A 23025-nucleotide genomic window follows, 5' to 3' on the forward strand; every position below is an offset into this window, starting at 1 on the left:
GTCCTCGGTCGAACGATGGGCGAAGCGGGATCCTGCTTGCCGCTCAGGCTGTGCCCACTATATCCAACTCCGCTGTTCCACGGGCCCATTCGCTGATGTCGTTCGTCGTGGACGTGCGCCACCTCAAGCGGGCGGCGCGGGCGTGTATGCGCCGGGCCGGAGCGCCGGGCGCCGACGGTATGGGGTGGGCCGAGTACCGGCAGGGCCTGAACGGCCGGCTGGAGGTGCTGGCCGAGCAGCTGCGCGCGGGGATCTGGGCTCCGAGCCCGGTGCGGGAGGTGGAGATCACCGCCTACACCGGGAAGGTCTTCACCGCCGTGATTCCGACGGTGGAGGACCGGGTCGTGCAGCGGGCGATCCGCCAGGCGGTCGAGCCGGTGCTGGAGGCGCGGGCGTTCGCCGACTGGGTGTCGGGCTACCGGGCCGGCCGCAACCGGATCACCGCGCTGCGCGACGCGGACCGGCACCTGCGGGAGGGGCTGCGGTGGGTGGCGGACGTGGACGTGCGGCAGGTGTCGGCCGGGTCGAGCGCGAGCGAGGTGACCGGCTGGCTGGCCGAGCACGTCGCGGACGGCCCGTTCCTGCGGCTGTTCGAGCGGGTGCTGGAGCCGCTTCCGTATCCGATCGTTCCGGGTACCGCACTGGCGCCGCTGCTGATCAACCTGCGCCTGTCGCGGGCGGACTCGGCGCTTGCCGGCTACCGGGTGGTGCGGTTCGCCGACAACTACTGCCTGTTCTGCGAGGACCGCGCGCAGGCGCAGGAGGCGATGGCGGCCGTCGCCGAGGCGCTTGGCCGCTGCGGGCTCGAACCGCATCCCGGCAAGAGCCAGGTACGCGCCGGGGTGAACACCGAAGACCTGTTCCTGATCGCCGGATGAGGGGCGACGATGACGACACCTGACGCCTTCGCGTCCTCGATCGGATGGGTGCCGGTGCCGGGCGGCGTGTGTCTGTTCGGCGACCGGCGGCGGCCGATCACGGTGGCCGACCTGGAGTGGACGGCCACGCCGCTGACGCCCGCCCAGCTCGGGCTCGGCGACGACCACCGGCCGCTGGTGGACCTGGACCAGGCACACGCGGTGCGTCTGGCTGCCGGGCTCGGCGGTCGGCTGCCCAAGTCGGTGGAGTGGGAGTGGGCCGCCGCCGGAGTGGACCTGCGCGCCTACCCGTGGGGCGAGCAGGCGCCGGATGCGAGCCGGGCAAACCTGCGTGGCAACTGTGGACGGCTCACCCCGGTCGACTCCCACCCCGGCGGGCGTACACCGGAGGGCCTGTGGGACATGGCCGGCAACTGCTGGGAGTGGACCGCGTCGCCGACGATCGGCGACGGCTTCGTGGTCCGCGGCGGCTCCTACAACTCCCTGCCCCTGTACGCGCGGTCGACGTTCCTCAACGCGGCGCCGGCCGAGCTGCGCTCCCCGGGTATCGGCGTACGGGTGGTGAGGCCGGCATGATCGGCGACCTGCTCATCGCCGGCTGCTCGCGCCGCAAGGCCGAAGAGCCCCGGCCGGTACCGGCGCTGGAACGCTACACCGGCGGTATCGCTCCCCAACTGCTCGCCCGCTTCGCCGGGCACCCGCCGGCCCGCGGCAGGATCCGCTTCCTGTCCGCCGAGCACGGCCTGGTCCACGCCGACGACCCGCTCGCCCCTTACGACCGCCGCCTCACGCGCGAGCGTGCCGTGCAGCTGCGCCCGATCGTCGCCGCTCAGCTGCGCCACGACTTCGCCGCCACCGGCACACCCCGCCGGGTGCTGCTGGTCCTGGAACCCGACTATCTGATCCCGCTGGCCGACCTGCTGGCGCTGCCCGAGCGCCCGGTCGTGCAGTGGGTCAGCGACCCGCGCGGCTGGCCGCAGGCCGCCGCCGTGCTCGACGAATGGAGGTGGCCGTGATCGGCCCCACCCTCGCGGATGTACTCAAGACCCGTCCCAACATCCACCGACACCTGACCGGGGCGTTCACCGAGCGCACGGGCATCGGCTGGCACCAGCCCACCCCGGCCAAGGCTGCCGCCGGCCGCGAGCTGTCGGTCGTCCTGCCGGCCCGCAACACCGCGTACGCGCTGCCCGCGGTTCTGGACGCGCTCGCCGCCCAGCAGACGGCCGGGCCGGTGGAGGTGATCGTGGTCGACGACGCCTCGACCGACGCCACCTTCGAGATCGCCCGCCGCCACCGGGCGGTCACCACCGCCGTCCGGCTCCCCACCCGGAGGGGTTCGGCCACCGCGCGCAACATCGGGGCCCACCTCGCCCAGGCCCCGACCCTACTGTTCGTGGACGCCGACATGGTGCTGCCCCCGCACGTCCTGGCCGATGTCGCCGCCCGCGCGAGCACGGAGACCGTGCTGACCGGGTTCCGGCACAACACCGTCCTCCGGTCCTCCCCCTGCGGCTGGGTGCTCCCGGACGGCCCGCCGTCCCTGGCAGCCGATCACCGCGTCACCTGGACACCACCGGCGAACACCATGCTGCCGTACTCGGGGATCACGCTCAGCGAACGCCTGGACGGCCGCCCCCTGGATGCCACCGACGACTTCCAGACGCTGGGGTGCGGCCGCTTCTACCACGACTGGGACCTGCCGCGGATGGTGGTCACCGCGCTGCTCGCCGTACCGCGCGAACCTCTGGCGGACGTCGGCGGCTTCGAGGAGGAGTTCGGCCGCCTCGGCTGGGGGATGGAGGACACCCACCTCGGTGCCGCACTGATCGCCTCCGGCTGCCTCGTCATCCCGATGCGCCAGGCGGTCGGCTACCACCTCGATCCGCCCGACGCCGCGGCCCAGTGGCAGGCGAAGCTCGCCACCTGGCCCGCCACTCTCGCCCACTACCGCCGTCTGCTCGACCGGCCGGCGCCTTCCGGGCGCGGCCACGAGTTCGCTACCGCCACCGACAAGCACCTGACAGAAGCCGAGGTAGTCACCCCATGATCCGCTGCTTCGCCACCGCCACCTTCGGCGGCACGACCGTGGTCCACGACCCGGCGGTCGGAACCAACCACCTGGCGCCCCAATCGATCCCGGCCGGACGGGTCTTCCTCGACGACCGGCAGGTCGCGTCATGGATCGAGGCCGAGCTGGCCAAGCTCCGACTCACGGCCCCGGTGAGCATGTGCTGGTCGCCGATCGTGCGGTGCAACCTGGCCTGCCCCCAGTGCCTGGACGACAAGAGCGTGCGCGAATCCACGGCCGACGAGCGGCGGGCCCTTGCCGAGCACATCGCGAACTCCGGCGTCCTCGGCGTCGACATCTCCGGCGGGGAGCCGCTGCTGCTGGGCGACCTGCCCGACCTCGCCCGCGCGATCCGCTCACACAACACCGCGGTGGTCAGCTGCACCACCAACGGCTGGCACCTCGCCCGCCGGGCCGCCGAGCTCGTCGGCGCGGTCGACGCCGTGCGTGTCTCCCTCGACGGCGCAACCGAAGCCACCCACGACCACTGGCGCGGGGCCGACAGCTACCGGCGCGCGATGGCCGGCATCCGCGCCGCCGTCGACGAGGGACTGCCCGTCCAGCTGCAGATGGTCCTCATGCAGGCCAACCAGCACGAGGCACAGGCCCTCCTGGAGCGGGCCGCCCACCTCGGCGTCGGCGGCGTCACCTTCCTCCAGATGCTGCCGATCGGCGACGGCGCGGGGCTCGCCGACGAACAGATGCTCACCGACGACCAGGCCCGCACCGCCATCGACGCCCTCACCGTCCCCGACGGCCTGCGGGTGCGGCTTCGCACCCGCGGCAGCGCCGACGGCTTCACCGTCCTGCGCGCCGACGGCTACGCCTGGCGCAACACCGGCGGCGCCACCCGCATCTCCGCGTTCAACCCCGTCACCGGCCCCCAGGACCTCCACCTGCCCACCGTCCGGAGCAGCTCATGACCGCCACGACCCAGCCGAACGGGCAGCGCCGGTTCACCCGCACCGCCCCGTACGCGCCGACGCCCTACCAGTGCACCGACGCCGCCCGGCTCCTGGCCGAGTCCACCGTCGGTAGTGGGCCCGCGGTGACCTGTGTGATCGGCATCGCCTCCGGCGGCATCAGGCCCGCCACGGTGGTCGCCGACTACCTCCAAGTCCCCCTCCACACCATCACCGCCCGCCACAACACCAGCGACGCCCCGTGGCAGCAGGCCACCGGCGAGGTGCAGGTGCTCCTTCCCGACCGGCTGCCGGACCGGTTCGAGGGCAGGATTCTGCTGGTCGACGACATCGCCGGCTCCGGCGCCACCTTCACCGCCGTCACCCGGGCCCTCGCCGGCCGCCTCACCGACGGGGCCCTGGTCGAGACGCTCGCGCTGTGCCGCAACCAGGGCTGCACCGACGCGCCGGCCCGCTGGATCTGGACCGTGGACGACTGGGTCGTCTTCCCCTGGGAACAGGCCCACGCCGGCGACACCCGGGTTCTTCCGCCCGTTCGGCGGGTGATGACCCCGTGAGCAGCCTGACCACGTCCAGGGGTGTCCTGCTGGTCCTTGTCTCCTGGCGCCCGGACGCACCGGCCGGGATCGAGCGGGCCACGGCCGCCCTGGCCGCCGGCCTCGCCGAGGCCGGCCACCGCCCGGTGATCGCCACCGCGGCCCCGCAGCCCGACGGCCCGACCCTGCCTGGCGTCACCGTCGAGCGCCTGCGGCTCGATAACGTCGCCTTCCCCTGCGAGGACGACGTCCTGCGCCGGGCCGTCACCGGGCAGGACAGCACAGTAGCCCGCCAGATCCGCGACCTGATCACCACCCACCGCATCGACACCGTCCTGTTCACCGATGCCCTGTGGGGCCTGGGTCGCCTGCGCGGCGACTTCCCCGGCCACGTCCGCCGCGCGCTCGCCGCCCACGTCAAGCCCGCCGTCCTCGACGCCGGCCCGGCCTTCGCCCGTGCCACCCGCGTCCTCGTCCCCTCCGACACCGTCCTCGGCGAGCTGGCCGGCTGGCAGCCCCGCAACCTGCGCGTCGTGCCCAACGCGCTGCTCCCGGACCCCGTGGTCCTGCCGCCGGGTCCGGATCGGCGCGAGGAGCTGCGCCGCCGTGGCCCGGTGCGCGTGCTGGCCCGGCTCGGCCCGGAGAAGGGAGTTCTCGAACTCCTGGACACGGCCGGAGGATGGGACCGGCCCGTCGAGGTGGCACTCGCCGAAGCCGGGTTCGAGGCCAGCAACGGATCGCAGGCGGCCCTGCTCGACCGATGCCGCAAGGCGGCGGCCCGAACGCCGGGCGTGAGCCTGCGCGGGGCGCTCTCCTGGCGCGAGGTCCTGCCCTGGCTCGCCGGGGCCGCCGTGGTGATCGTGCCCAGCCACCGCGAGACCTTCGGGCTCGTGGCCCTGGAGGCGATGAGCGTCGGCACCCCCGTCGTCGCCTACCGCGTCGGCAACCTCCCGGCCCTGATCGAGCCCACCGGCCACGGCGACCAGCTCCTCGTCGACCACGACGCCGGCCCCGCGGCGCTCCACAAGACCGCCCAGGCCCTCTTGGAAGATGACATACTGTACGGCGCGACTACACAGACCGTGTACCGGCGGGCGGCCGACTTCGCACCGCACCGGATCGCTAACCTCTTCCTGGAGGCGGTGTCGTGATGTCCGCAATCGCAACAACCCCCAAGCCGCTGATGCTCGTTGACGGCTTCAACGTCCTGTGGGCCGGCACGTTCGGGTTCCCCGCGCCGATCTTCTCCCGCGACAAGAGCAGGGAACTCACCGGCCTGTTCGCCTTCTTCGCCCTGCTGCGCGCCACGATCCGCGACGACCTCGACGTGGACCCGCCCGAGGTCCTGGTCGTCTTCGACGGCGAGCACGGCACCGCCGAGCGCGTCGCGGCCGACGAGGAGTACAAGGCCAACCGCGAGGCGACGCCGGAGGCGCTCAAGCCCCTCCAGTTCCTCGCCCCGGTCAAGCAGGGCCTCGACCTCCACGGCATCCGCTGGATCGAGCTCGACGACGCCGAGGCCGACGACGTCATCGCCACCCTCGCCGTTCAGTCCGCCCCGACCCGGCCGGTGCGGATCATGTCCCGTGATGCCGACTACTACCAGCTCCTCACCGACCACGTGAAGATCATCAACAGATCGCGCAAGGCCACCCGGCGGCTCATTACCGCCGACGAGGTCGTGGAGCGCTACGGCGTCACCCCCGAGCAGTGGCCGGACTTCCGTGCCCTGACCGGCGACAGCGCCGACAACATTCCCGGCGTCAAGGGCGTCGGTCCCAAGGTCGCCGCCGGCCTCCTGCGCGACGGCATGCGCCTGGACGCCCTCCCCGGCTCCGATCGGCTGACCGGCGCGAAGGGCCGCGCGATCACCGAAGCGTGGGGCGACGTCCAGCGCTGGCGGGATCTGATCACCATGCAGCGCGACCTCGTCCTGCCGTTGTCCCCGGACGGGGAGGTCAGCCCCCAGCTGCCCAAGCCCGCCGACGTCGTCGAAAAGCTGGGGCTGTGGTGAGCGCCGGCGCGCCGGGACCGGTCCTGGCCCTGCTCGCGCACCCCGACGACGCCGAACTCTGGGTCGGCGCCACCCTGGCCCACCACGCCCAGCACGCCACGGTCACCATCGCCGTGCCCCATCGCGATGAGGAGCGCGACGCCGAAGCGCGCGAGGGAGCCGCCGTCCTCGGCGCGCAGCTGCGGCAACTCGACCGGCTCGACGAGGAAGCGGTCCGCCGGCTGCTGCTGGAGACCCTTCCCGAGGTCGTCATCACGCACCCGCTCAACGACGTCCACCCTGAACATCGCGCCGTCGCCACCACCGTGCTCGCCGCACTGCCCGAGCCCAGGATCGCCACCGGCTGCCCCAGACGCTTCTACACGTGCGACAGCTACAACTCCCTCACCCTCGACGGCCCCGTGCGCGCCGACGTGATCGTGGACGTCACCGCGACGTTCGACACCAAGATGGCGGCCCTGCGGAAGCACGTCAGCCAGCCGATAGACGAGCACTTCGGGCCGATGGCCGAAACCCTCGGCCGACTCTGGGGAGCACGCATCGGCGCCGGCTACGGCGAGGCGTTCACCGCCGTGCCGCTCCTCGGCTGCCTGCCCGGCGCCACCCAGCTCTGACCCCCCTCGCGCAGGCTGCCCGCGCCGACCGGCCGGTGGCAGGCGGCCTGCGCGCGCCCCTCGCCATGGAGCACCACATGGAGACCAGCGCCGCCAACTACAAAGACAGCAGCTCCTGGTTCCGCTGCCGACCATCCACCGCACGACTGCGGCCGTATCCCGGGGCACCACCTACGTCGACTTCGACCCGCTCGCCATGAACCACGCATGCACCCACCTGACCCCCGGCGATGCCGTCCGGACCCTGGCGGCCGACCTCCTCGACACCGCCAGACTCTTCGCTGCACCGGAGGTGGCTGACCGCCTGGACCTGACCAGCCCGATCGCCGTCAGCGTCCACGCCGACCTGCACTGGATTCCGGACGACGACGCGTCGGCCACACGCTGCACGGACTCGTCTCCCGTCTCCCCGCCGGCAGCACAGTGTCCATCACCCATGCGACCGCCGACCACACTCCCGCGATCCGGCGAGCCCTCGCGGACGCCGTCGCGGACAACGACTTCACGCTGCACCTGCGCACCGCGCACCGGCTTCACGATCTGCTCAACGGCCTGGTCCTTCTGCCGCCCGGCCTGGCACCGGCCGGCAGCTGGAACGCCGGCCACGCTGCGAGCACCGACACAACGACCTGGGCCGGAATCGGCCTCAAGGCCACCTGGCCTGACCCCGTAACCCACCAAGAAAGCGAAGGCACCGTGACGCCCATACCCTCGCCCGCCCGCCCCCGGGTCGACACCCCCCGCGTCGAAAGCCTCACCAGGGAGCTGCTCATCGCGCTCGGCGAGGACCCCGACCGCGAAGGCCTGGCCGACACGCCCCGCCGCGTCGCCGCCTGGTGGACCGAGTTCCTCAACCGCGACCCCGGCACGTTGGGAACCACGTTCGCCCACGCCACCACCACCGACGACTTCGTCCTCGTCCGTGACATCGAGGCCTGGAGCGTGTGCGAGCACCACCTCCTCCCCTTCCGCCTCAAGGTCGCCATCGCCTATGTCCCCGGAGCGCGGGTCCTCGGCCTGTCCAAACTGGTCCGACAGCTGCGCGTCCACTCGAACGCGCTGCAGCTGCAGGAGCGGGTGGTCCGGGACGTCGCCCACGACATCGCCAAGGCCTCAGGTACGGACGACGTGGCCGTCATCGCCGTCGGCGAACACCTGTGCATGAGCATGCGCGGTGTGGAGGCCGCTCCGGCCCGAACTGTCAGCTCGTGCCGGCTCGGACGCACCGCGAGCGACTCCGAGCTCGCGGCGCGAATAGACCGTTGGGTCCTCAGCCCCGTCCTCTGACGCATCGCCATCAGGCAGTTGAGCTGGCAACGTCGCCGCCCCTCGACACGAAGCGAATCGATCCCGAGAAGCTGGCCGAATGGAGCGACGACCGCCCCGACGACCCCGACCACTCCGGCGAACTCGGTAACACCTGGGGCTGCGACATCGCGGCGCAGGCACTGCTCCTTGGCATCGAGCGCTTCCTTCGCCTCGGCTACGACGTCGTTGACGTGCGCAGCTTCGTAGATCGCGCCCTTGGGTCTCCCGACGACCACTAGCGCGCCCGGCGTACCCGGCATCGCCGGTCGGGCCGCCGGGGAATCGAAAAGTGCCGGGCTCGCCGGGAACCGCCAGATTAGAAATCGGCTTGATCGCCCCATTCGAACAGGGACAGGATCCTCACTCATGGAAAAGACCTGGGAGATTGTCAACTCCCTTGCTGCCAGGCTCGATGCACACTTCGACCGCGGCGACGAGCTGCGCTGGACCGTGCAGGCCCTGAAGCTCCAGGAGGAGGCCGGGGAGGTCGCGGAGGCCGTCATCGGCGCCCTCGGCGCCAACCCCCGCAAGGGCTTCTCCCACGACTGGGACGATGTGCGCAAGGAGACCTGCGACGTGGCGCTGTCCGCCCTGGTGATGCTCGCCCGGATGGGCGGCGACCCCCGCCGGTTCTTCGACGAGCACCTTCGCTCGGTCGCCGCCCGCGACACCAACGGGACCACCCCGGCCTGAGCACCCACCGCAGCCCGAGGCCGGGAGTCCGCTCCCGCCCTCGGGCTCCACGCCCGCACCCCCACCCGTCGACGGAAGGACCCGGATGAGCAGGACTCCGAAACGCGCCGAGGAGGTCTCCGACAGCGAGCAGCTGCTGTTCGGCGGCCCGATGCGCTACGACTACGGGTGGGCCAAGCACGAGATGGCCAGCGGGGAGGTCACGTTCTGGGCGGTGGCCCGCCAGATGCCCCGCTTCCTGCGCCTCGCCGGGCGGATGGCGTGGCAGGCCGACCCCCGAGCCCTAGTCGCCCTCATCGGCGCGGAGGTGCTGCGCGGCCTGGCGGCAGCCGCCGCTCTGATCGCCACCAACCGTGCGCTGACCGCGATCCTCGCGCCCGGCGAGGTCGGGCACGTCCTGCGCGCCGCCGCTCCGGCGGTCATCGCGGTCGGGCTCCTGGCCGCGCTCTCAGCAATCCTCTCCACCGTCTCCGGCTGGGCGGGTGGACGGCTGGAGCCCGCGGTCTTCCGCCGCGCGACGGTGGAGTTCCTGGGCATCGTCAGCCGCTCCGAGCTGGAGGCCATCGAGGACGCCGAGTTCCTCGCCGAGGTCGACAGCGCCCGCTGGGGCGCGATGTCCCTGCAGAACATCATCGGCCAGGCCACCTCCGTCCTCACCGCCAGCCTCTCCCTCGTCTCCGCCGCCGGCGTGCTGTCCGTCCTCCACCCGGCGCTGCTGCCGATGCTGGTACTGATCACCGCACCGCGCGGATGGGGCGCCGTACTCACCGCCCGCCGCCAGTACGCCTCCACCCGCGCCTGGCTCCAGCACTCCCGCGCCAGCAGCGCCTTGGCGGACATGATGATCCGCCCCTACTCCGCGGCCGAGCAGCGCGTCCACGCGAGCGGTCCCTTCCTGCTCCACCACTACGAACAGATGGCCGCCTCCGCCGAACAGGAACAGGCCCGCCTCGCCGGTGCCCGCGCCCGGACCGACCTGTTCACCGCCGCCCTCGCCGGCCTCGCCACCACCGCAGCCTTCGCCCTGCTCGGCTGGCTCGTCGTGGACGGCTCCATCCCGCTCGCCGCAGCCGGCACCGCCGTCGTCGCCATCCGCACCGGATCCGCGAGCATCGGCGGCCTCGTCTCCCAGGTCAACCGCCTCTACGAGGAGTCCCTCTTCGTCCGCGACCTCGACCAGCTACGCCGCGACGGCCACCGCCGGGCCATCCCCACCGGCGGCACGCCCCTGCCGGAGCGCCCGGAGACGATCACGGTCGAGGAGGTGACGTTCAGCTACCCCGGTCGCGAGGTCCCGGCACTGGACAAGGTCAGTCTCACCATCCCGCGGGGGAAGGTCGTCGCCCTGGTCGGCTCCAACGGGTCGGGCAAGTCGACGCTGGCCAACGTCCTGTGCGGCGTTTACCAGCCACACCAGGGCAGGGTGCTGTGGGACGGCGTCGACACCGCCTCGGCCGACCGTCACCAGCAGTTCCGCAGCGTCGCCCTGCTCGCGCAGAACTTCCAGCGGTGGATCTTCACGCTGCGGGCCAACCTGCTGCTGGGCCGCCCCGAGGTCCCCCTCGGTCAGGAGCACCTGGACGCCGCCGCCGACTACGCCGACCTCCAGCCGGTGCTCGACGAACTTCCCGGCGGCTGGAACACCCTGCTGGCCAAGGGCTTCGAGGGCGGTGTCCAGCTGTCCGGCGGCCAGTGGCAGAAGGTCGCCCTGGCCCGGACCCGCCTGCGCCTGACCACCCCGGACCAGGACGGCCGGCTGCCGGCGCTGGTCGTCGTCGACGAACCCACCTCCGCACTGGACCCACAGGCCGAAGTCGCCGCGTTCGAGCAGATCCGCCACCTCACCGACCTCGGCGTCACCGTCGTGCTGATCACCCACCGCCTCGGCGCCACGGCGAAGGCCGACCACATCTTCGTCCTCGACCACGGCCGGCTCATCGAGGAGGGCACTCACGCCGACCTCATGGCCCGCCAGCCAGCCAGTCGCTACCGCGAGGCGTATCTCCTGCAGGCTCACCAGTACGAGACCACCGTCCCCGGCCAGGCCCGCGGCCGGGACGTCGCCGACACCCACTGATCTCCAGTACAGCCCCGGACAACCGAAACTCTCCCAACTCCTGGAGGCGACGATGAAACCGATATCGGGGCCGAACCCGGGCAGTGAAGCCCACGGTCCGACCGCCACAGACGCTCCTGCTGCGGCAGGGCAGTTCGAGGCTCCGCCCGCGCTGTCGGCACCGTCGGCCGGCGAAGCGTACCTGCCCGACAAGACGAGAAGCCCGTTGATCGACTTCGATGGGCTGACCGCGCTGGCCCTCCGCGAGGGCATCGAGCGGATCGGCGTTGGCGTGGTGGTCCGCGACAGCGCCGACCGGATCCTGATGATCCGCAGGTCCCAGCACGACGCGCTGCCCGGCCTGTGGGAGTACCCCGGCGGCGGCCGTGAGGCGGGCGAGGGTGTGGAAGCGGGCGCGGCACGGGAGCTGACCGAGGAGACCGGGCTCACCGGCCTGCCGCTGGAGTACGCGCGGCACCTCGACTTCACCAGCCAGTACGGCAACCGGGTACGGCAGTTCGTCTTCACCACCGTCGTGCCGGACGGCACCCCGATCGCCCTCTCCCGAGACCACGACGACCACCAGTGGGCGAGTGCAGCCGCTCTGCCTGCGGCCGGCGACGGGCAGCGGGAGGTCGTCGAGTGGCTCGTCCGCCGTCTGGCCCTCCCCCGATGGCGGCCGGTCGGCGGCTACATCACCACCATCGCCCGGCCCACGGCCTACGGCAGCTTCCTGGTCACCGACCCGCAGGGCCGCATCCTCGGCATGCGCTCGACCATCGCCCCGGAGGTGTGGAACTTCCCCGGCGGCAACGTCGAGCACGGCCGAACACCGTTCGCCACCGCGCTGATCGAGGCCATGGAGGAGCTGGGCCTCGATCTCGCCGCGGAGAATCCCGAGATCATCGCCCAGCGGCGCCTGGTGGCCGTCATCCACGAGCAGGCGGGCACGGAGTACCCGGTGCCGGTCTGCGGCTATGTCTTCGACGGCGGCGTCCTCACCCCCGAACAGCAGACGAGGATCCACCTCGATCCGGCTGAGCACACCGAGTGGCGGTTCGAGACCGCGCACGACTGGCGCGCGCTCATGGAACCGCACCGCTACCAGCGGCTTCTGCAGGTGCTGCGCGCCCACCGCAGCGGCACGCCGCTGTACGTGGAGCGTCCGGCGCCACCGGAGGACGACTTCGAGGGTGTCATGGTCCTGGTCACGGACGCCCGGGGTCGACTGCTGATGCACCACCGCGACCGCAACCCGGGCATCGCGTGGCCGGGTCACTGGACGCCGATCGGAGGCTGGCGCGAGGGCCGGGAAACGGCCGAGGAGACCGCTGCGCGCGAGGTCGCCGAGGAAGCCGGGATCACCGTCTCCGACCTACGGCCGGTACCCGGCCCGCAGCACGACCTCGTACACCCGCTCACCCGCGTGCTGCACGGCGTCTGGGACGGCCCCGAGAGCGACCTGCAGCTCGGAAACGAGGGCCTGGCCGTGCGCATGGTCCCCCTCGACGAGGTACCGCTGCTCAAAGTCCCGCCCTACATGCAGCACTACCTGCCGCTACTCGCCACCGGCCAGTCTCCCGGAAGGACGGCGTGAACCCGCGCGACGACCGCCCCGCCGCGCTGCGCTGGTCCATGGGCCACCGCCGGGACGAGGACGTCCTCGGCTACGCCCGCACCGTCCTCGACCTGCTGCGCCACCCGAACCCCGTTGCGTGAACACCCTTCTCCTCACTACCGGTTGGAGTCTCCGTGCAGTCCCTGCGTCAGGCCGTGTGCGTCATCGTCCACGACGAAAAGGCGGGCAAGGTCGCCTGCGTCCACTACGCCAACGATTCCTGGTCCACGGTGCCCGCCTGGACCGTCCCCGGTGGCAAGGTCGAGGAGGGCGAGCGTCTGGACGAGGCCGCCGCCCGCGAGCTGCGCGAGGAGTCGGGCCTGGTCGTCGCCCCCGAGGACCTGCGGCTGGTCCACACCATCCAGGTCAAGGCCGGCTGGGACGGCAAGGGCCCGTTCCTCCTCTCGGTCTTCGCCGCGACCACGTGGCGGGGCGAGCTGACGAACACCGAACCGGACAAGCACCTCGCCGTCCTGTGGATGGACGCCTCCGCGCTGCCCACCCCGATGTTCCCCACCTCGCACGCCGCCCTCACCGCCTACCTCTCCGGCAACGGGCGGGGGTTCTCCACCTACGGCTGGGACGCCTCGGAGGACCTGCGCGCCCTGGTCGGGGCCTGAGATGGCCGGCCGCCACCGCCGCCCGCCCACCGGCGAGAAAGCAGTCCTGCCCGCGGACATCGACCTGCGGCTGCTCGCCATCACCCAGGGCCGCACCGTCACCGATGAAGGCGTCGCAACGCTCTCCGGCGGACGGCACCCGTACGCCTACCGCACGCTCTACCGGCCCGACGGCAGTGTGGACCGGCTGCTGGAGCGCCTGGCTCCCGGTCCGCTGCAGCCGCCCGGCCTGCGCCCCGCCGACTGACCCGTCCACTGGACGCCCCGACCGAGAGGAGCGGCAGTGTCCGCCGCCGACCACTGGAACGACCACTACACGCAGACCCTCCGGAGCGCTCGATGCCCGACCCCGAGCGGCTGCGCGCCGCCGCCCTGGCAGTCCGCGACACCTACGATCAGCTCAACGACCAACGGCTCGGACGGCGCTGGGACCTGACCGACTACACCCTCGGCTTCGTGGGCGACGTCGGCGACCTCGCGAAGCTGGTCATGGCCCACGAAGGGCACCGCACCGATGTGGCGGCCGACCGAGAGGCCCTCGCCCACGAGCTGTCGGACTGCCTGTTCTCCCTTCTCGTGATCGCGGAAGCCACCGGCATCGACCTCGAAGCCCGCTTCCCCTCCGACATGGCCACCCTCGCCGCCCGCATCCGCACCCAGCGCACCACCACCGAGCCGGTGCCCAGCGGCGACACCTCCGGCGAACCGCCTCCGGCCACCGACCACGGACTGCCCGGCCCCCGCATCACCCCCGGTACGGCCGGGTGAACAACGCCGCAGCCAACACCGCCGACCGACCCGACCGTGGAGCCCCTCGTGCGCATCACCAACTTCAACCTCTACAAGGCCCGCCCGTCCGAGATCGGCACGGCCCGGTGGCGGGCCCGCGTCGCCGCGGTCCGGGAACTGGCGCCGGACATCCTCACCGTCCAGGAGATCCTGGTCGACGAGGTACCCGATCTCCGGGACTGGGACCGCGCGGCCGCCGAGGTCGTACGGCGTCTTGCCGCGGACTGCGGCCTGGTCGCGGACCTCTCCCGCGGGGGCACGGCCGGTGTCGCGACGGCCGCGAGCCTCCACCGTCCCTGGTACACGGCCGTCCTGTGGAACCCCGAGGCCGTGGCCCCCGTCCCGGACGGCTTCCAGAGCTACGGGGCGCCCGACTTCTGGCACGCCCTGACGACCGTCCGGCTGGACATCGGCGCGAGCGAGCCGCTCCTGGTCGCCTCGTACCACGGCGATCCGTTCCGGCCCGACTTCCGTGCCACTGAGGCCCTGCGACTGAAAGGGCTTCTGCGGCGCACCGGCGGCGCGAAGGTGGGCCTGGTCGCCGGGGACTTCAACTCCGTCTCGGCTGCCACCGGCCCCGAAGGCGGCTTCTACGACGCCGAGCCCTACACCGGTCAGGACCACGACGACTTGGAGTACCAGTGCGTCCCGGGAACGGTCGGCTCCACGAACGTGGCCGACCGGCGACCGACCGAGGCGCTGCTGCGGCGCGGGTTCACGGTCGACGCTGCCGCCCACCTCGGTGTGCCGTGGCAGCCGACCGTCGGGTACTGGGCGGACGGGGACGGCGATCCGGATCCGTGGGGAGCGCGCCGTATCGACCTGATCCTCGTCACCCGCCCCGTCGCACCCGCACTCGTCCGCTACGGCGTCCACGTCTCACCTGCTGGTGAGGCGGCCTCCGACCACCGGCTCGTCCACGTCGACGTGGACGTCGCCAGGATCGCTCCCGCCTGACGAACGGCCGGCCCGTAGCCGCTCCGCCGCTTGTCCCAGTCCCGAGTTGCCGCCGGAACCCCGGCCGCACCCAGACCACTTGGAGGCACCATGTCCGCCCAGGGCAACCCCGACCTCGTGGACACCCACGCGGTTCCCGTGTCCGCACCCGACTGGCAGGGCCTGCTGCGGCAGGGCACCGGCCCGATCCAGGCCGAGTTCCTCCGGCTCGTCGAGACGACCACGCACTACCACGGATTCAGCCCCGACCTCGTCTGGGGCAACCTGCAGACCCGCGCATACGCCAGGGAGGTCCTGCGGCTGGTCGCCGACCTGCACGACATCCCCCGCGACATCGACGCCGGAGCCACCGAACGCCTCGCGCGTGCCCAGTACCTCGGTCGGGGCGGACGTACCTACCACGTCCTGCTGGGCGAGCAGGCCCTGCTCACCGGCATCGGGGGCCCGGCCGTGATGCGACCCCAGCTCGCCCACCTCCTGGAGGCGATGGACCTGCCCGGCCTCACCCTCGGCATCGTCCCCGCCCGCGCCCGGCTCCTCGTGTACCCGGGTGACGGCTTCGGGATCTTCGACGGTGCCCGGGTCGAGGTCGAGGGCTATCGCGGTGGCGAGACAATCACCGACGACCGTGTCCAGATCTTCCGGCGAGCCTTCGACCGGCTCAAGCAGTCCGCCGTGTACTTCGACGACGCCCGCGCCATCATCACCACCGCCCTGCAGAACACCTGACCGCCCCCATTCGTCCAGCCTGCGAAGGACACTGTCTGTGCCACCGACCCCTGCCCTGTCCCTCCGTACCGGCGAGCGGCCCGGCCGCGACGACCGCCCCAGCGAGGACCGCATCCTGGCCACGCCCTCCGGCGACGCCTTCGTGGTCCTCGACGGAGTCTCCACGCTCTCCGACGACCGGCCTCGCGGCGGCTGGTACGCGGACACCCTCGGCAAGCTGATCGTCGACCGCCTCGCCGCAGGTTCGGGGGTCGAGCTGACCGAGGTTCTGCACGACGCGATCTCGGCGATCACCCGCGAGTACGCACTGACACCGGGAGCCTCACCCGCCGCGACGGTGTCCGTCGTGCGCCTGGGCGACACGGTGGTGGAGGCAGCCGTGCTGGGCGACAGCCCCGTCGTGGTGATCGGCCACGACGGCACGGTACGAACGCTCACCGACACCCGTCTGGCCGAGCTGGTGGAGACCCGCCCGCAGGCCGCCGAGTACCGGCGGCGCCTGGCCGCGGGCAACGGCTTCGACACCCGGCACCACCAGCTGCTGGTCGAGCTGCGCGAAGCCCAGATGGGATGGATCAACCGGCCGGGCGGCTACTGGGTGGCCGAGGCCGTCCCGGAGGCCGGCCGCCAGGCGGTCACGGCCACTTGGCCACGAGCCGAGATCGCCCAGATCCTCGCCGCCACCGACGGGGTGTCCAGCGCGGTCGACGACTACGGCCTGTACTCATGGACGGAGCTGGCCGCCTCCTGCCGCGCCGACGGGCCGCAGGCCCTGGTCGACGCCATCCACCGGGCCGAGGAGCAGGACGCCCACGGCCGAACCTGGCCCCGCTACAAGCCGAGCGACGACAAGGCCCTCGCCCACCTCGACCTCGCGCCGGACGGGACGCCCGTCGGCTGAGCCCGCGCACGCACCTGCCGGACGCGAGCAGCACCGCTCACGTCCGGCAGGCCACCGCGGATCACGGGCGAGGCCGGGCCGGCACCTGCGCCTCCGGACCGTCCAGTGCCCAGGCCAGCCACTCCAGGCCCAATTGAAGTGGGGTTCCGCGCCGGTCGGTCATCGCGGCCGGGACCTCGAACATGTCCGGCAGCGGCACGTGCTCGCGCAGCAGCGGCTCGGCCAGCTGCGCCAGCCACTCGTACCCGGGGACGCCTGTGTGGCCGGCGACGAACCCCTCGGCCACCGCAGCTGCGCGCACCGGGTCGCCGGCCGTGGCCCGGATCTCCGTCTCGGGCACATCACTCACCCGGCCGGCGTGCTCATCGGCAGCGGCCAGCAGGAGCAGCGCCAGCGCCTGCAGCCCGTGGACGGCGTACGAGTCGTACGGGCCCTCGTCGTCCTCCCAACGGGGTTCAACCAGTTCGGCCCCCCGCCACAGCGCGTCCGACCATCCGGCCGATCGTGCCGGCGCCGCCAGCGCGCCGGCCCTCCACCACAGCCTCTTCTTCTTGACCACTCTCGTCCCCTTCTCGGCAGCCCTGCCCTCACTATGCCTGGCCACGTGCAACAGCTGCCGCCATTCCGCCGCACGCGGCAACCCCGTGCTGGGGTCAGCGGCCGGGGAATCCGACTGCGGACTGCACCCCGATGCCGGGGCGGGCCGCCCTCGCGCCGCGCGGCCTGGCGAGGAGGTGGGCGCGCGGCTCGGTCATGTGAGTTCGGCCAGGAGTTCGTCGGCGGTGCGGGCCATGGTTTCGGTGAGCGGCCCCGGGGTGCCGGTTCGCTTGTGGGCGCGGGCGGTGTTGGCGCACAGCAGGAGGCGGGACAGCTGTCCGGAGCGGGTGTTGAGGACGTCGGCGAAGAGGTCCAGGACCTTGTCGGCGACGGCGGGCTGGGGGAGGGAGGCCGCCCAGAGGCAGGCGGCGTCGAGGCCGACGGGGGCGTTGCCCCAGTCCTCCCAGTCGAGGACGGCGAGGTCGGGGCCGCACAGGTTCGCCCAGCCGAGGTCTCCGTGGGCGCAGGCCCAGTCGGTGACGGTGGTGTCGACGGTGTCGCCGTAGATCTCGCGGATGCGTGCGGTGAGGTGGGTTTGGGGCATGCAGAGGCGGTCGGTGGTGTGGCCGGCGAGCGAGTCGAGGGCGGCGCGCAGGTCGGTCCACCACTGCTCGGGCAGGTGCGGGTCGGTGGTGAGGTCGGCGCGTTGGGAGATGGAGCGGGCCGGGATGTGCGTCATCTCGTCGGCGCGCCAGACCACACCGTGCCGGGTGTCGGTCCAGGAGGCCGCAGCGAACCATTCGGGCCGGGGAACGCCGGTGAGGGCGGCGGCGGCTTCGAAGCCGTTCCAGCGCTGGCTGTTCAGCCGGTCGGGCCGTCGCCAGGCCAGCCGGACCCAGGTGCCCGCTGCGGTGGGGAACCCGGCGGAGCCGTTGTGGGCCGAGTAGTGACCGGCCTTCCGCTGGAGGGTGCAGCCCAGGCGGCTCTCGGTGGCCGCCAGGACCTCCTCCAAATCGACGGTCGACAGGTCATCCAGGTTCTGCTGCACGGGCGTTGTCCCCTCCTGCCTCGCGGTGTTCTCGCACCGTAGCGGCTTCGCGCAGCAGTGTCCGGTAGCGGGAAAGGGTGTCGGGGTCGGTCTCGATGTCGGTTGTGGCGGTGGCGAGTTCGGCGAGGTGCACGGGGTCGGAGGTACCTGCGGCGATCCGGGCGACGGCGGGCGTGCCGAAGGCGACGGCGAGGGCTGCTTGCAGGGCGGGTGCGGTGCGCCGTCCGGCGAGGAAGGGCCTGGTGTCGAGCTGCTGCCAGAGGGGGTCCGCGGGGTTACCGCCGAAGGGGGCCATGCCCCAGCGGCTTTCGGGGCGCAGGTGTTCGGCGAGCCGATCGCCGGCGTCCAGGACGTGGGCGGGGACGGCGAGTCCGGCGCGGGTCATCAGGACGTCCGGCCGGGGTACGCCGTCGAGGTGGGCCAGGAGCGGGGCGGGGTTCCAGGTGGCGACGCCCCAACGGCGGATGCGGCCCCGCTCACGCAGGCGGACGAGTTCCTCGGAGGCGCGGGCGAATCCGGCCGGGTCGTGCTCGGGGTTGTGCAGGAGCAGGGTGTCCGGCGGGCGGCCCAGGTCACGGGTGGCCTGGTCGGCGGCGGCGCGCAGACGGTCGGGGTCGAGGTCGTGGCCGCCGGGGAAGTAGCCGATCTTGGTGGTCAGGTCGAAGCGATGCAGGAGCTGCCCGGCCTGGTCGGCGAGCACCCGGTGGGCATGGTGGTGCTGGTAGTTGGTGGCGGTGTCGAGGGCGGTTACGCCGAGGTCGAGGGCTGCGGCGAGTAGGTGACGGCGGGGACCAGCCCGGTATAGCCCGAGGGCGAGTCGCCGGTCAGCGGGGCGCACAGGCCCTCCTTCACGAGGTGGTCGGCGAGCGCGGCCAGGTCGGGTCCGCCGTGGGCGAGGTGGACCGGGTGGCCGGACAGCAGGGCGCGCAGGGGATGTTCGGCGCGGCGCCGGAAGGTGAGGCGCTTGCCGCCGGCGACGACCAGAACGCCAGCCGCCGTGGTGGTGATCTCGGGTTCGAACTCGGTGACGGAGGCGACGGCTTCCAGCGGTCCGAGGGCGGGGACGTGCGGGAGGTGGCGGGCCGGCGGGGTGTTGGCGCGGGTGGCCGCGAGGTAGGTGGCGGGGTCGTGCTCGCGGGCGAGTTCGGCCAGGCGGGCGACGAGCAGGTCGTTCGCGGGCACGCCGTCGGCGCTCTCCAGGTCGGTGCGCATGAGCTGGTCGGCGCGCGCGGTGTCGGCGAGGGCGGCGATCCAGCTGACCGGGGTGCGGCGGGTGAGGCCGAAGGTGACGTGGAGGGTGTGGCCGTCGTCGCCGGATCCGACGCGGGTGGCGGTGTGCCAGTAGCCGCGTGGGATGTGGATCACGTCGCCGGGGTTCATCACCCCGGCCCACAGGACGTCCTCGGCCGGAGTGAGGTTGCGTTCGGCGTCGCGGTACATCGGCACCGGCCGCGACGGGCCGCGGACCTCCCACGCCTTCTGGCCGGAGACCTGGACGCAGACCACATCGTGATCGTCCCAGTGGAGGCCGAAGCCGGCGGTGTCGCCCACTCCGAGGTAGGCGTTGACGGAGACCAGTTCGCCCGACCACCAGCCCAACGCGCGGCAGGCCACCTCCAGGACGGGGTCGAAGGTGTCGACGCTGTCGAGGACCAGCGAGCCGCCGACCGACAGGATCCTGCCGAGGGAGGACATGTCGGCCTGCTTGACCGCCTGGCGGCGCCGGTTGACCACCTCGGTGAGGTACTCCGAGGGGTGCAGTTCCTCGCCTTCGGCGTAGCAGCGCAGCTGCGGGTTGGCCAGGTGCCGTCGCATCACCAAGTCCAGGAGGCGGTGCGGGGTCATCAGCCGGGCGGCCAGGTCCGGCTCCGGGAGCTGCCCGCGGGCGAACGCGCGCCCGAGGGCACCCGGCCCGTCCCAGCCCAGTGCCTTCTCGATGCCTGCGACGAGCCGGTGCTCCATGCGGTCTCCTAGCCTCGGGGAAGGTTCAGGTCGCGGTTCTCGCCGTCGTCGCCGGCACTGTTGCCGGAGCTGGTGACGTCGGAGCGCTCCGCCTCGTACCGGTCGTGCGCTCCGGAGAGCTGCTCGACCGCCAGCAGCAGGTCGTCCTCTTCCATCGGGTCACCTCCCTTCCCTGCCCGGCGGGACCACCGACCTCAGCCGCGCGAACGGCCCGACGCCCCGATGAGCAGTCTTCGAACGTAGGCGAAAGACAGGGACGACCGCAGCGCCTGAACCGGCCACACCCCGCGCTCCGCAAACCACCGACCGACCTGCGGGTCGGCACCGGGCACAGCACGGTGCCGCTGGTGGTTCCCGACAGCGACGTTGGCGGATTGTGGGCGGCCCCGCCCGCACGACGACCTCGCGCGGGCCCGTGCAACCCGCGCCTCGACAACGGACCGCGGCCCTGCACGGGCCTACGGAAATCCTGTTGCCGCCACCAGCGGCGGCGCGCTTCCATCTACGGATGGAGACATCAACTCCGCAGCACCTCAACGAATTTCGCGGCAATGGGTACACCGTGGTACCCGACATCCTCACGCCCGGCCAGGTGGCTGCCTGGCGCACATTGGTCGCCCGGTACGTCGACCAGCAGCCGCCCGAGGACGGCCAGACCGGACCGTACTTCCTGTGGCCCGTACTCGCACAGGACCCCGAACTGCGCGCCCTGTACGGCGGCAGCGCCGTCGCCGACACCATCCGTCCCTTTCTGCGGGAGGGCCTCGGGCTGGCGGAGCCGGAGGTCGCGCAACTTGCGCTCACCCTGCCCCCGCACCCGCGCCACCCCGGCGCCCCGCACATCGACGGCCTGACCCCCACGGAGGAGGACGGCCGCCCGGGAACGTTCACCGTGCTCGCCGGCCTGCTCCTGACCGACCAGCGCGACCGCGACCGGGGAAACCTGTGGGTGTGGCCGGGCACTCACCTGCGCACCGCGGCGTGGCTGCGTAAGCAAGGTGCGGACGCGCTGGCCACGGCGGCGCCCTACCCGCCCGTCGAGCTGGGCGAGCCGGTGCAGGTCACCGGAGCCCCTGGCAGCCTGGTCCTCGTGCATTACCTCCTGGCGCACAACATCGGCGGGCACTTCGGGACGGCCCGCGACGTGCCGCGGGAGACCGTGTACTTCCGCCTTCACGCGGGCGGCCACCGCAAACGCTGGCGCGAGGTCGTGACCGACCCGCTGGTGGAGTTCGCCAGCTGACGGGTGCGGGCGCCCAAGCCGGGGTCACGAGGCGGCCGGCCAGGGAGAGCCTCCGGGCTTGTCTGCCGTGCGGCCCGTTCCGTTGCTGGGCGCGTGAGGGTCGCCACTTCTCCTGCCCAGCACCCCGGGCCGGACCTTCGTGCCCTTACCGTCGAGGGAGGGGCGACAGGAAGGGCAGTTTGAGTGGCGCGGTCGGAATCTCCCGAGCCCCGGGTGAAGTGGATGACGTGCGGCGAGTGCCTGGGTGTGACCCGGTACCGCCCGGTGGGCACGTGCGCCGGCTGGCCGTGCCCGCACCGCCGCGATTCGAGCGCCACCGATCTGGAGGCACTGCTCGCGCCTAATGCCGCGTGGTCCTTTCCGTGGGGGGAGCGCGCCCAGCTCTCCGAGGAATCCGCCTCACCCTCGACCGAGGCGGCCTGACGCGATCGCCGGCCAGCGCCTGGCCGGGTCCGGCAACTCCTAGGCCGCAGTCGCACGCAGTTTGGCGGGCACGTCGACCCGGTCGGGCACGGTGAGCCCGAGAACCTTGGCGAGCTCGATGGTGGAGACCCTGTAGGCCTTGCCCGCGCGGATGAGCGGCACCGGGTACTGGCCGGACTTGGCGAGGTCGTACCCGGCCGTGCGGCCGAGGCCGAGGGAACGGTTGGCAGTTGTGAGGGTGACGCAGGTGGGCAAGTTGATCAGCTCGGCGATGGTCATGGCCGGGTGGAACCGGTCGCTGGTGCTCGACGCCATGGGGGCCTCCTGCTGGTCACTGATACGCCGAGCGGGTTACCCGACTGGAAAATTGGTATCACATGCTCGACCACTGAGCAGGCGACATGGAATACTGCTCAGCTATGGAGCAGAGCGAGTGGGTTGAGCAACTGGCGAGCATGAGCGGCGCCGCCATCAGGAAGCGCAGGGCGGAGCTGAGCCTCACGGCGGGGGCGGTCGCCCAAAGGTGCACGGACCTTGGCTTCCCTATCAGCCGCCCGTCCGTGTCCCGGCTGGAGGCGGGGAAGCGGGACGCTCCGCTGAACCTCGCCGAGCTCCTGGTCCTCGCCCGGGCACTGGAGGTGCCGCCAGTCCTGCTGATCGCCCCGCTCGATCAGCAGGAGAGCATCCACATCGCACCCGACGTCGAGGTCCCGGCAGCCGAGGCACTCACCTGGATCACCGGCGAGTGGCCGTCCCCCGCAGAGGGCGACGGGCCCGTCGCCGCCCTCAGCGTCCTGCGCCGCCACGACCGCCTGGTGCGCACCGCCGTGTGGTCGACCGGGCAGGCCGTGGAGCGTCGACGGGACGCTCAGCTCGCCGGGCCGGACGATTACCAGCGCGCCAGCGAGACTGCCCAGCAGCTGGAGGACGTGGCCCGGCGCGACCGCGAGGACGTGCTGAGCGAGCGCCGACGTCTGCGCGAGCTGGGCGCCTTCCCCCCGCCCCTGCCCTCCGAGATCGTCTTCGTCGACCCCGCCGGGGCGGCCTCGTGAAGCCGCTCAAGGGCTCCGTCAACCGGCGCTGCGGGTGCCGCAACCCAGAGACC

General features: G+C 72.4%; 29 protein-coding genes and 1 pseudogene. 24 read left to right on the top strand and 6 right to left on the bottom strand.

The features are described from left to right. Nucleotides 1–95: 95 nt before the first annotated feature. The 22 genes and pseudogenes from AC067J_RS08145 to AC067J_RS08250 all read left to right on the top strand — a co-directional run bounded on the left by AC067J_RS08145 (nt 96) and on the right by AC067J_RS08250 (nt 16707). Nucleotides 96–878 carry an RNA-directed DNA polymerase gene (locus tag AC067J_RS08145; protein WP_478297079.1) on the top strand — a complete coding sequence of 261 codons (783 nt, stop codon included), beginning with the start codon at nt 96–98 and terminating at the stop codon, nt 876–878. Nucleotides 879–887: 9 nt separating this feature from the next. Continuing rightward, complete coding sequence (locus tag AC067J_RS08150; RefSeq protein ID WP_478297080.1) at nt 888–1454, top strand: formylglycine-generating enzyme family protein; 567 nt, start codon at nt 888–890, stop codon at nt 1452–1454. Continuing rightward, on the top strand, nt 1451–1894 hold the full coding sequence (locus tag AC067J_RS08155) for a hypothetical protein (protein ID WP_401001772.1): 444 nt from the start codon (nt 1451–1453) through the stop codon (nt 1892–1894). Before AC067J_RS08150 ends, AC067J_RS08155 begins: the two co-directional genes overlap by 4 nt. Continuing rightward, nucleotides 1891–2928: a glycosyltransferase family 2 protein gene (locus AC067J_RS08160; RefSeq protein ID WP_478297081.1), complete on the top strand. Its 1038-nt coding sequence runs from the start codon at nt 1891–1893 to the stop codon at nt 2926–2928. The genes AC067J_RS08155 and AC067J_RS08160 overlap by 4 nt, the downstream gene beginning before the upstream one ends. After that, nucleotides 2925–3872 carry a radical SAM protein gene (locus tag AC067J_RS08165; RefSeq protein WP_401001769.1) on the top strand — a complete coding sequence of 316 codons (948 nt, stop codon included), beginning with the start codon at nt 2925–2927 and terminating at the stop codon, nt 3870–3872. Before AC067J_RS08160 ends, AC067J_RS08165 begins: the two co-directional genes overlap by 4 nt. Beyond that, on the top strand, nt 3869–4429 hold the full coding sequence (locus AC067J_RS08170) for a phosphoribosyltransferase (RefSeq protein ID WP_401001767.1): 561 nt from the start codon (nt 3869–3871) through the stop codon (nt 4427–4429). The genes AC067J_RS08165 and AC067J_RS08170 overlap by 4 nt, the downstream gene beginning before the upstream one ends. Next, nucleotides 4426–5559: a glycosyltransferase family 4 protein gene (locus AC067J_RS08175; protein ID WP_478297082.1), complete on the top strand. Its 1134-nt coding sequence runs from the start codon at nt 4426–4428 to the stop codon at nt 5557–5559. The genes AC067J_RS08170 and AC067J_RS08175 overlap by 4 nt, the downstream gene beginning before the upstream one ends. Beyond that, on the top strand, nt 5559–6422 hold the full coding sequence (locus tag AC067J_RS08180) for a 5'-3' exonuclease (protein ID WP_401001764.1): 864 nt from the start codon (nt 5559–5561) through the stop codon (nt 6420–6422). The genes AC067J_RS08175 and AC067J_RS08180 overlap by 1 nt, the downstream gene beginning before the upstream one ends. Continuing rightward, nucleotides 6419–7036 (top strand): PIG-L deacetylase family protein, encoded by a 618-nt coding sequence (locus AC067J_RS08185; RefSeq protein WP_478297083.1) that lies wholly within the window; start codon nt 6419–6421, stop codon nt 7034–7036. The genes AC067J_RS08180 and AC067J_RS08185 overlap by 4 nt, the downstream gene beginning before the upstream one ends. Nucleotides 7037–7169: 133 nt before the next feature. After that, nucleotides 7170–7403, top strand: a pseudogene (locus tag AC067J_RS08190) (SAM-dependent methyltransferase); the annotation flags it as partial. Between the two features lie 17 nt (nt 7404–7420). After that, on the top strand, nt 7421–8323 hold the full coding sequence (folE, locus tag AC067J_RS08195; protein ID WP_478297377.1) for a GTP cyclohydrolase I: 903 nt from the start codon (nt 7421–7423) through the stop codon (nt 8321–8323). Next, nucleotides 8299–8583 (top strand): hypothetical protein, encoded by a 285-nt coding sequence (locus tag AC067J_RS08200; protein ID WP_401001761.1) that lies wholly within the window; start codon nt 8299–8301, stop codon nt 8581–8583. The genes folE and AC067J_RS08200 overlap by 25 nt, the downstream gene beginning before the upstream one ends. A gap of 127 nt (nt 8584–8710) precedes the next feature. Further along, on the top strand, nt 8711–9037 hold the full coding sequence (locus tag AC067J_RS08205; RefSeq protein ID WP_401001760.1) for a MazG-like family protein: 327 nt from the start codon (nt 8711–8713) through the stop codon (nt 9035–9037). A gap of 85 nt (nt 9038–9122) precedes the next feature. Further along, the gene (locus AC067J_RS08210) at nt 9123–11114 is read left to right on the top strand and encodes an ATP-binding cassette domain-containing protein (protein WP_401001758.1); all 1992 of its coding nucleotides are present in this window, start codon (nt 9123–9125) and stop codon (nt 11112–11114) included. 205 nt (nt 11115–11319) lie between these two features. Beyond that, the gene (locus AC067J_RS08215) at nt 11320–12690 is read left to right on the top strand and encodes an NUDIX hydrolase (protein WP_478297084.1); all 1371 of its coding nucleotides are present in this window, start codon (nt 11320–11322) and stop codon (nt 12688–12690) included. Next, complete coding sequence (locus tag AC067J_RS08220) at nt 12687–12812, top strand: hypothetical protein (protein WP_360012859.1); 126 nt, start codon at nt 12687–12689, stop codon at nt 12810–12812. Before AC067J_RS08215 ends, AC067J_RS08220 begins: the two co-directional genes overlap by 4 nt. 33 nt (nt 12813–12845) lie before the next feature. Next, nucleotides 12846–13331, top strand: coding sequence for an NUDIX domain-containing protein (locus AC067J_RS08225; protein ID WP_478297085.1), 486 nt, complete (start codon nt 12846–12848; stop codon nt 13329–13331). A 1-nt stretch (nt 13332) separates the two neighbouring features. Beyond that, nucleotides 13333–13578: a hypothetical protein gene (locus AC067J_RS08230; RefSeq protein ID WP_478297086.1), complete on the top strand. Its 246-nt coding sequence runs from the start codon at nt 13333–13335 to the stop codon at nt 13576–13578. Nucleotides 13579–13670: 92 nt separating this feature from the next. After that, a complete protein-coding gene (locus AC067J_RS08235; RefSeq protein ID WP_478297087.1) occupies nt 13671–14099 on the top strand; it encodes a nucleoside triphosphate pyrophosphohydrolase family protein in 429 nt (142 codons plus the stop codon). 48 nt (nt 14100–14147) lie between these two features. Next, a complete protein-coding gene (locus AC067J_RS08240) occupies nt 14148–15077 on the top strand; it encodes an endonuclease/exonuclease/phosphatase family protein (RefSeq protein WP_478297088.1) in 930 nt (309 codons plus the stop codon). Between the two features lie 90 nt (nt 15078–15167). Next, entirely contained in the window at nt 15168–15806 is a 639-nt protein-coding gene (locus tag AC067J_RS08245) for a DUF5753 domain-containing protein (RefSeq protein ID WP_478297089.1), read from the top strand. 37 nt (nt 15807–15843) lie between these two features. Then, nucleotides 15844–16707: a protein phosphatase 2C domain-containing protein gene (locus AC067J_RS08250; protein WP_478297090.1), complete on the top strand. Its 864-nt coding sequence runs from the start codon at nt 15844–15846 to the stop codon at nt 16705–16707. Nucleotides 16708–16768: 61 nt separating this feature from the next. On the opposite strand, the gene AC067J_RS08255 is transcribed toward AC067J_RS08250, so the two are convergent. The 5 genes from AC067J_RS08255 to AC067J_RS08275 form a co-directional block, all read right to left on the bottom strand. Continuing rightward, nucleotides 16769–17266 carry a hypothetical protein gene (locus tag AC067J_RS08255; protein WP_478297091.1) on the bottom strand — a complete coding sequence of 166 codons (498 nt, stop codon included), beginning with the start codon at nt 17264–17266 and terminating at the stop codon, nt 16769–16771. 192 nt (nt 17267–17458) lie between these two features. Continuing rightward, entirely contained in the window at nt 17459–18292 is an 834-nt protein-coding gene (locus tag AC067J_RS08260) for an aminoglycoside phosphotransferase (protein ID WP_478297092.1), read from the bottom strand. After that, nucleotides 18273–19130 carry an aldo/keto reductase gene (locus tag AC067J_RS08265; protein ID WP_478297093.1) on the bottom strand — a complete coding sequence of 286 codons (858 nt, stop codon included), beginning with the start codon at nt 19128–19130 and terminating at the stop codon, nt 18273–18275. Before AC067J_RS08265 ends, AC067J_RS08260 begins: the two co-directional genes overlap by 20 nt. Then, nucleotides 19040–20254 (bottom strand): JmjC domain-containing protein, encoded by a 1215-nt coding sequence (locus tag AC067J_RS08270; protein ID WP_478297094.1) that lies wholly within the window; start codon nt 20252–20254, stop codon nt 19040–19042. The genes AC067J_RS08265 and AC067J_RS08270 overlap by 91 nt, the downstream gene beginning before the upstream one ends. Before the next feature lie 8 nt (nt 20255–20262). Then, entirely contained in the window at nt 20263–20409 is a 147-nt protein-coding gene (locus AC067J_RS08275; protein ID WP_478297095.1) for a hypothetical protein, read from the bottom strand. Between the two features lie 353 nt (nt 20410–20762). Here AC067J_RS08275 and AC067J_RS08280 point away from each other — a divergent pair, with 353 nt between their 5' ends. Continuing rightward, on the top strand, nt 20763–21497 hold the full coding sequence (locus tag AC067J_RS08280) for a phytanoyl-CoA dioxygenase family protein (protein ID WP_478297096.1): 735 nt from the start codon (nt 20763–20765) through the stop codon (nt 21495–21497). A 462-nt stretch (nt 21498–21959) separates the two neighbouring features. Here the strand turns inward: AC067J_RS08280 and AC067J_RS08285 are convergent, their stop codons facing one another. Beyond that, nucleotides 21960–22235 (bottom strand): integrase, encoded by a 276-nt coding sequence (locus AC067J_RS08285; RefSeq protein ID WP_401001737.1) that lies wholly within the window; start codon nt 22233–22235, stop codon nt 21960–21962. 104 nt (nt 22236–22339) lie between these two features. Here AC067J_RS08285 and AC067J_RS08290 point away from each other — a divergent pair, with 104 nt between their 5' ends. Further along, nucleotides 22340–22972: a helix-turn-helix domain-containing protein gene (locus AC067J_RS08290; protein WP_401001736.1), complete on the top strand. Its 633-nt coding sequence runs from the start codon at nt 22340–22342 to the stop codon at nt 22970–22972. Nucleotides 22973–23025 lie beyond the last annotated feature (53 nt).

This window comes from Kitasatospora sp. NPDC042419 (assembly GCF_056437345.1).

Excerpts from the sequence above, each read along its gene's own strand:
- AC067J_RS08145 (WP_478297079.1), top strand. The coding sequence starts at position 96 with ATGTCGTTCGTCGTGGACGTGCGCCACCTCAAGCGGGCGGCGCGGGCG.
- AC067J_RS08150 (WP_478297080.1), top strand. The coding sequence starts at position 888 with ATGACGACACCTGACGCCTTCGCGTCCTCGATCGGATGGGTGCCGGTG.
- AC067J_RS08155 (WP_401001772.1), top strand. The coding sequence starts at position 1,451 with ATGATCGGCGACCTGCTCATCGCCGGCTGCTCGCGCCGCAAGGCCGAA.
- AC067J_RS08165 (WP_401001769.1), top strand. The coding sequence starts at position 2,925 with ATGATCCGCTGCTTCGCCACCGCCACCTTCGGCGGCACGACCGTGGTC.
- AC067J_RS08170 (WP_401001767.1), top strand. The coding sequence starts at position 3,869 with ATGACCGCCACGACCCAGCCGAACGGGCAGCGCCGGTTCACCCGCACC.
- AC067J_RS08180 (WP_401001764.1), top strand. The coding sequence starts at position 5,559 with ATGTCCGCAATCGCAACAACCCCCAAGCCGCTGATGCTCGTTGACGGC.
- AC067J_RS08205 (WP_401001760.1), top strand. The coding sequence starts at position 8,711 with ATGGAAAAGACCTGGGAGATTGTCAACTCCCTTGCTGCCAGGCTCGAT.
- AC067J_RS08210 (WP_401001758.1), top strand. The coding sequence starts at position 9,123 with ATGAGCAGGACTCCGAAACGCGCCGAGGAGGTCTCCGACAGCGAGCAG.
- AC067J_RS08230 (WP_478297086.1), top strand. The coding sequence starts at position 13,333 with ATGGCCGGCCGCCACCGCCGCCCGCCCACCGGCGAGAAAGCAGTCCTG.
- AC067J_RS08235 (WP_478297087.1), top strand. The coding sequence starts at position 13,671 with ATGCCCGACCCCGAGCGGCTGCGCGCCGCCGCCCTGGCAGTCCGCGAC.
- AC067J_RS08245 (WP_478297089.1), top strand. The coding sequence starts at position 15,168 with ATGTCCGCCCAGGGCAACCCCGACCTCGTGGACACCCACGCGGTTCCC.
- AC067J_RS08270 (WP_478297094.1), bottom strand. The coding sequence starts at position 20,254 with ATGGAGCACCGGCTCGTCGCAGGCATCGAGAAGGCACTGGGCTGGGAC.
- AC067J_RS08275 (WP_478297095.1), bottom strand. The coding sequence starts at position 20,409 with ATGGAAGAGGACGACCTGCTGCTGGCGGTCGAGCAGCTCTCCGGAGCG.
- AC067J_RS08280 (WP_478297096.1), top strand. The coding sequence starts at position 20,763 with ATGGAGACATCAACTCCGCAGCACCTCAACGAATTTCGCGGCAATGGG.
- AC067J_RS08285 (WP_401001737.1), bottom strand. The coding sequence starts at position 22,235 with ATGGCGTCGAGCACCAGCGACCGGTTCCACCCGGCCATGACCATCGCC.
- AC067J_RS08290 (WP_401001736.1), top strand. The coding sequence starts at position 22,340 with ATGGAGCAGAGCGAGTGGGTTGAGCAACTGGCGAGCATGAGCGGCGCC.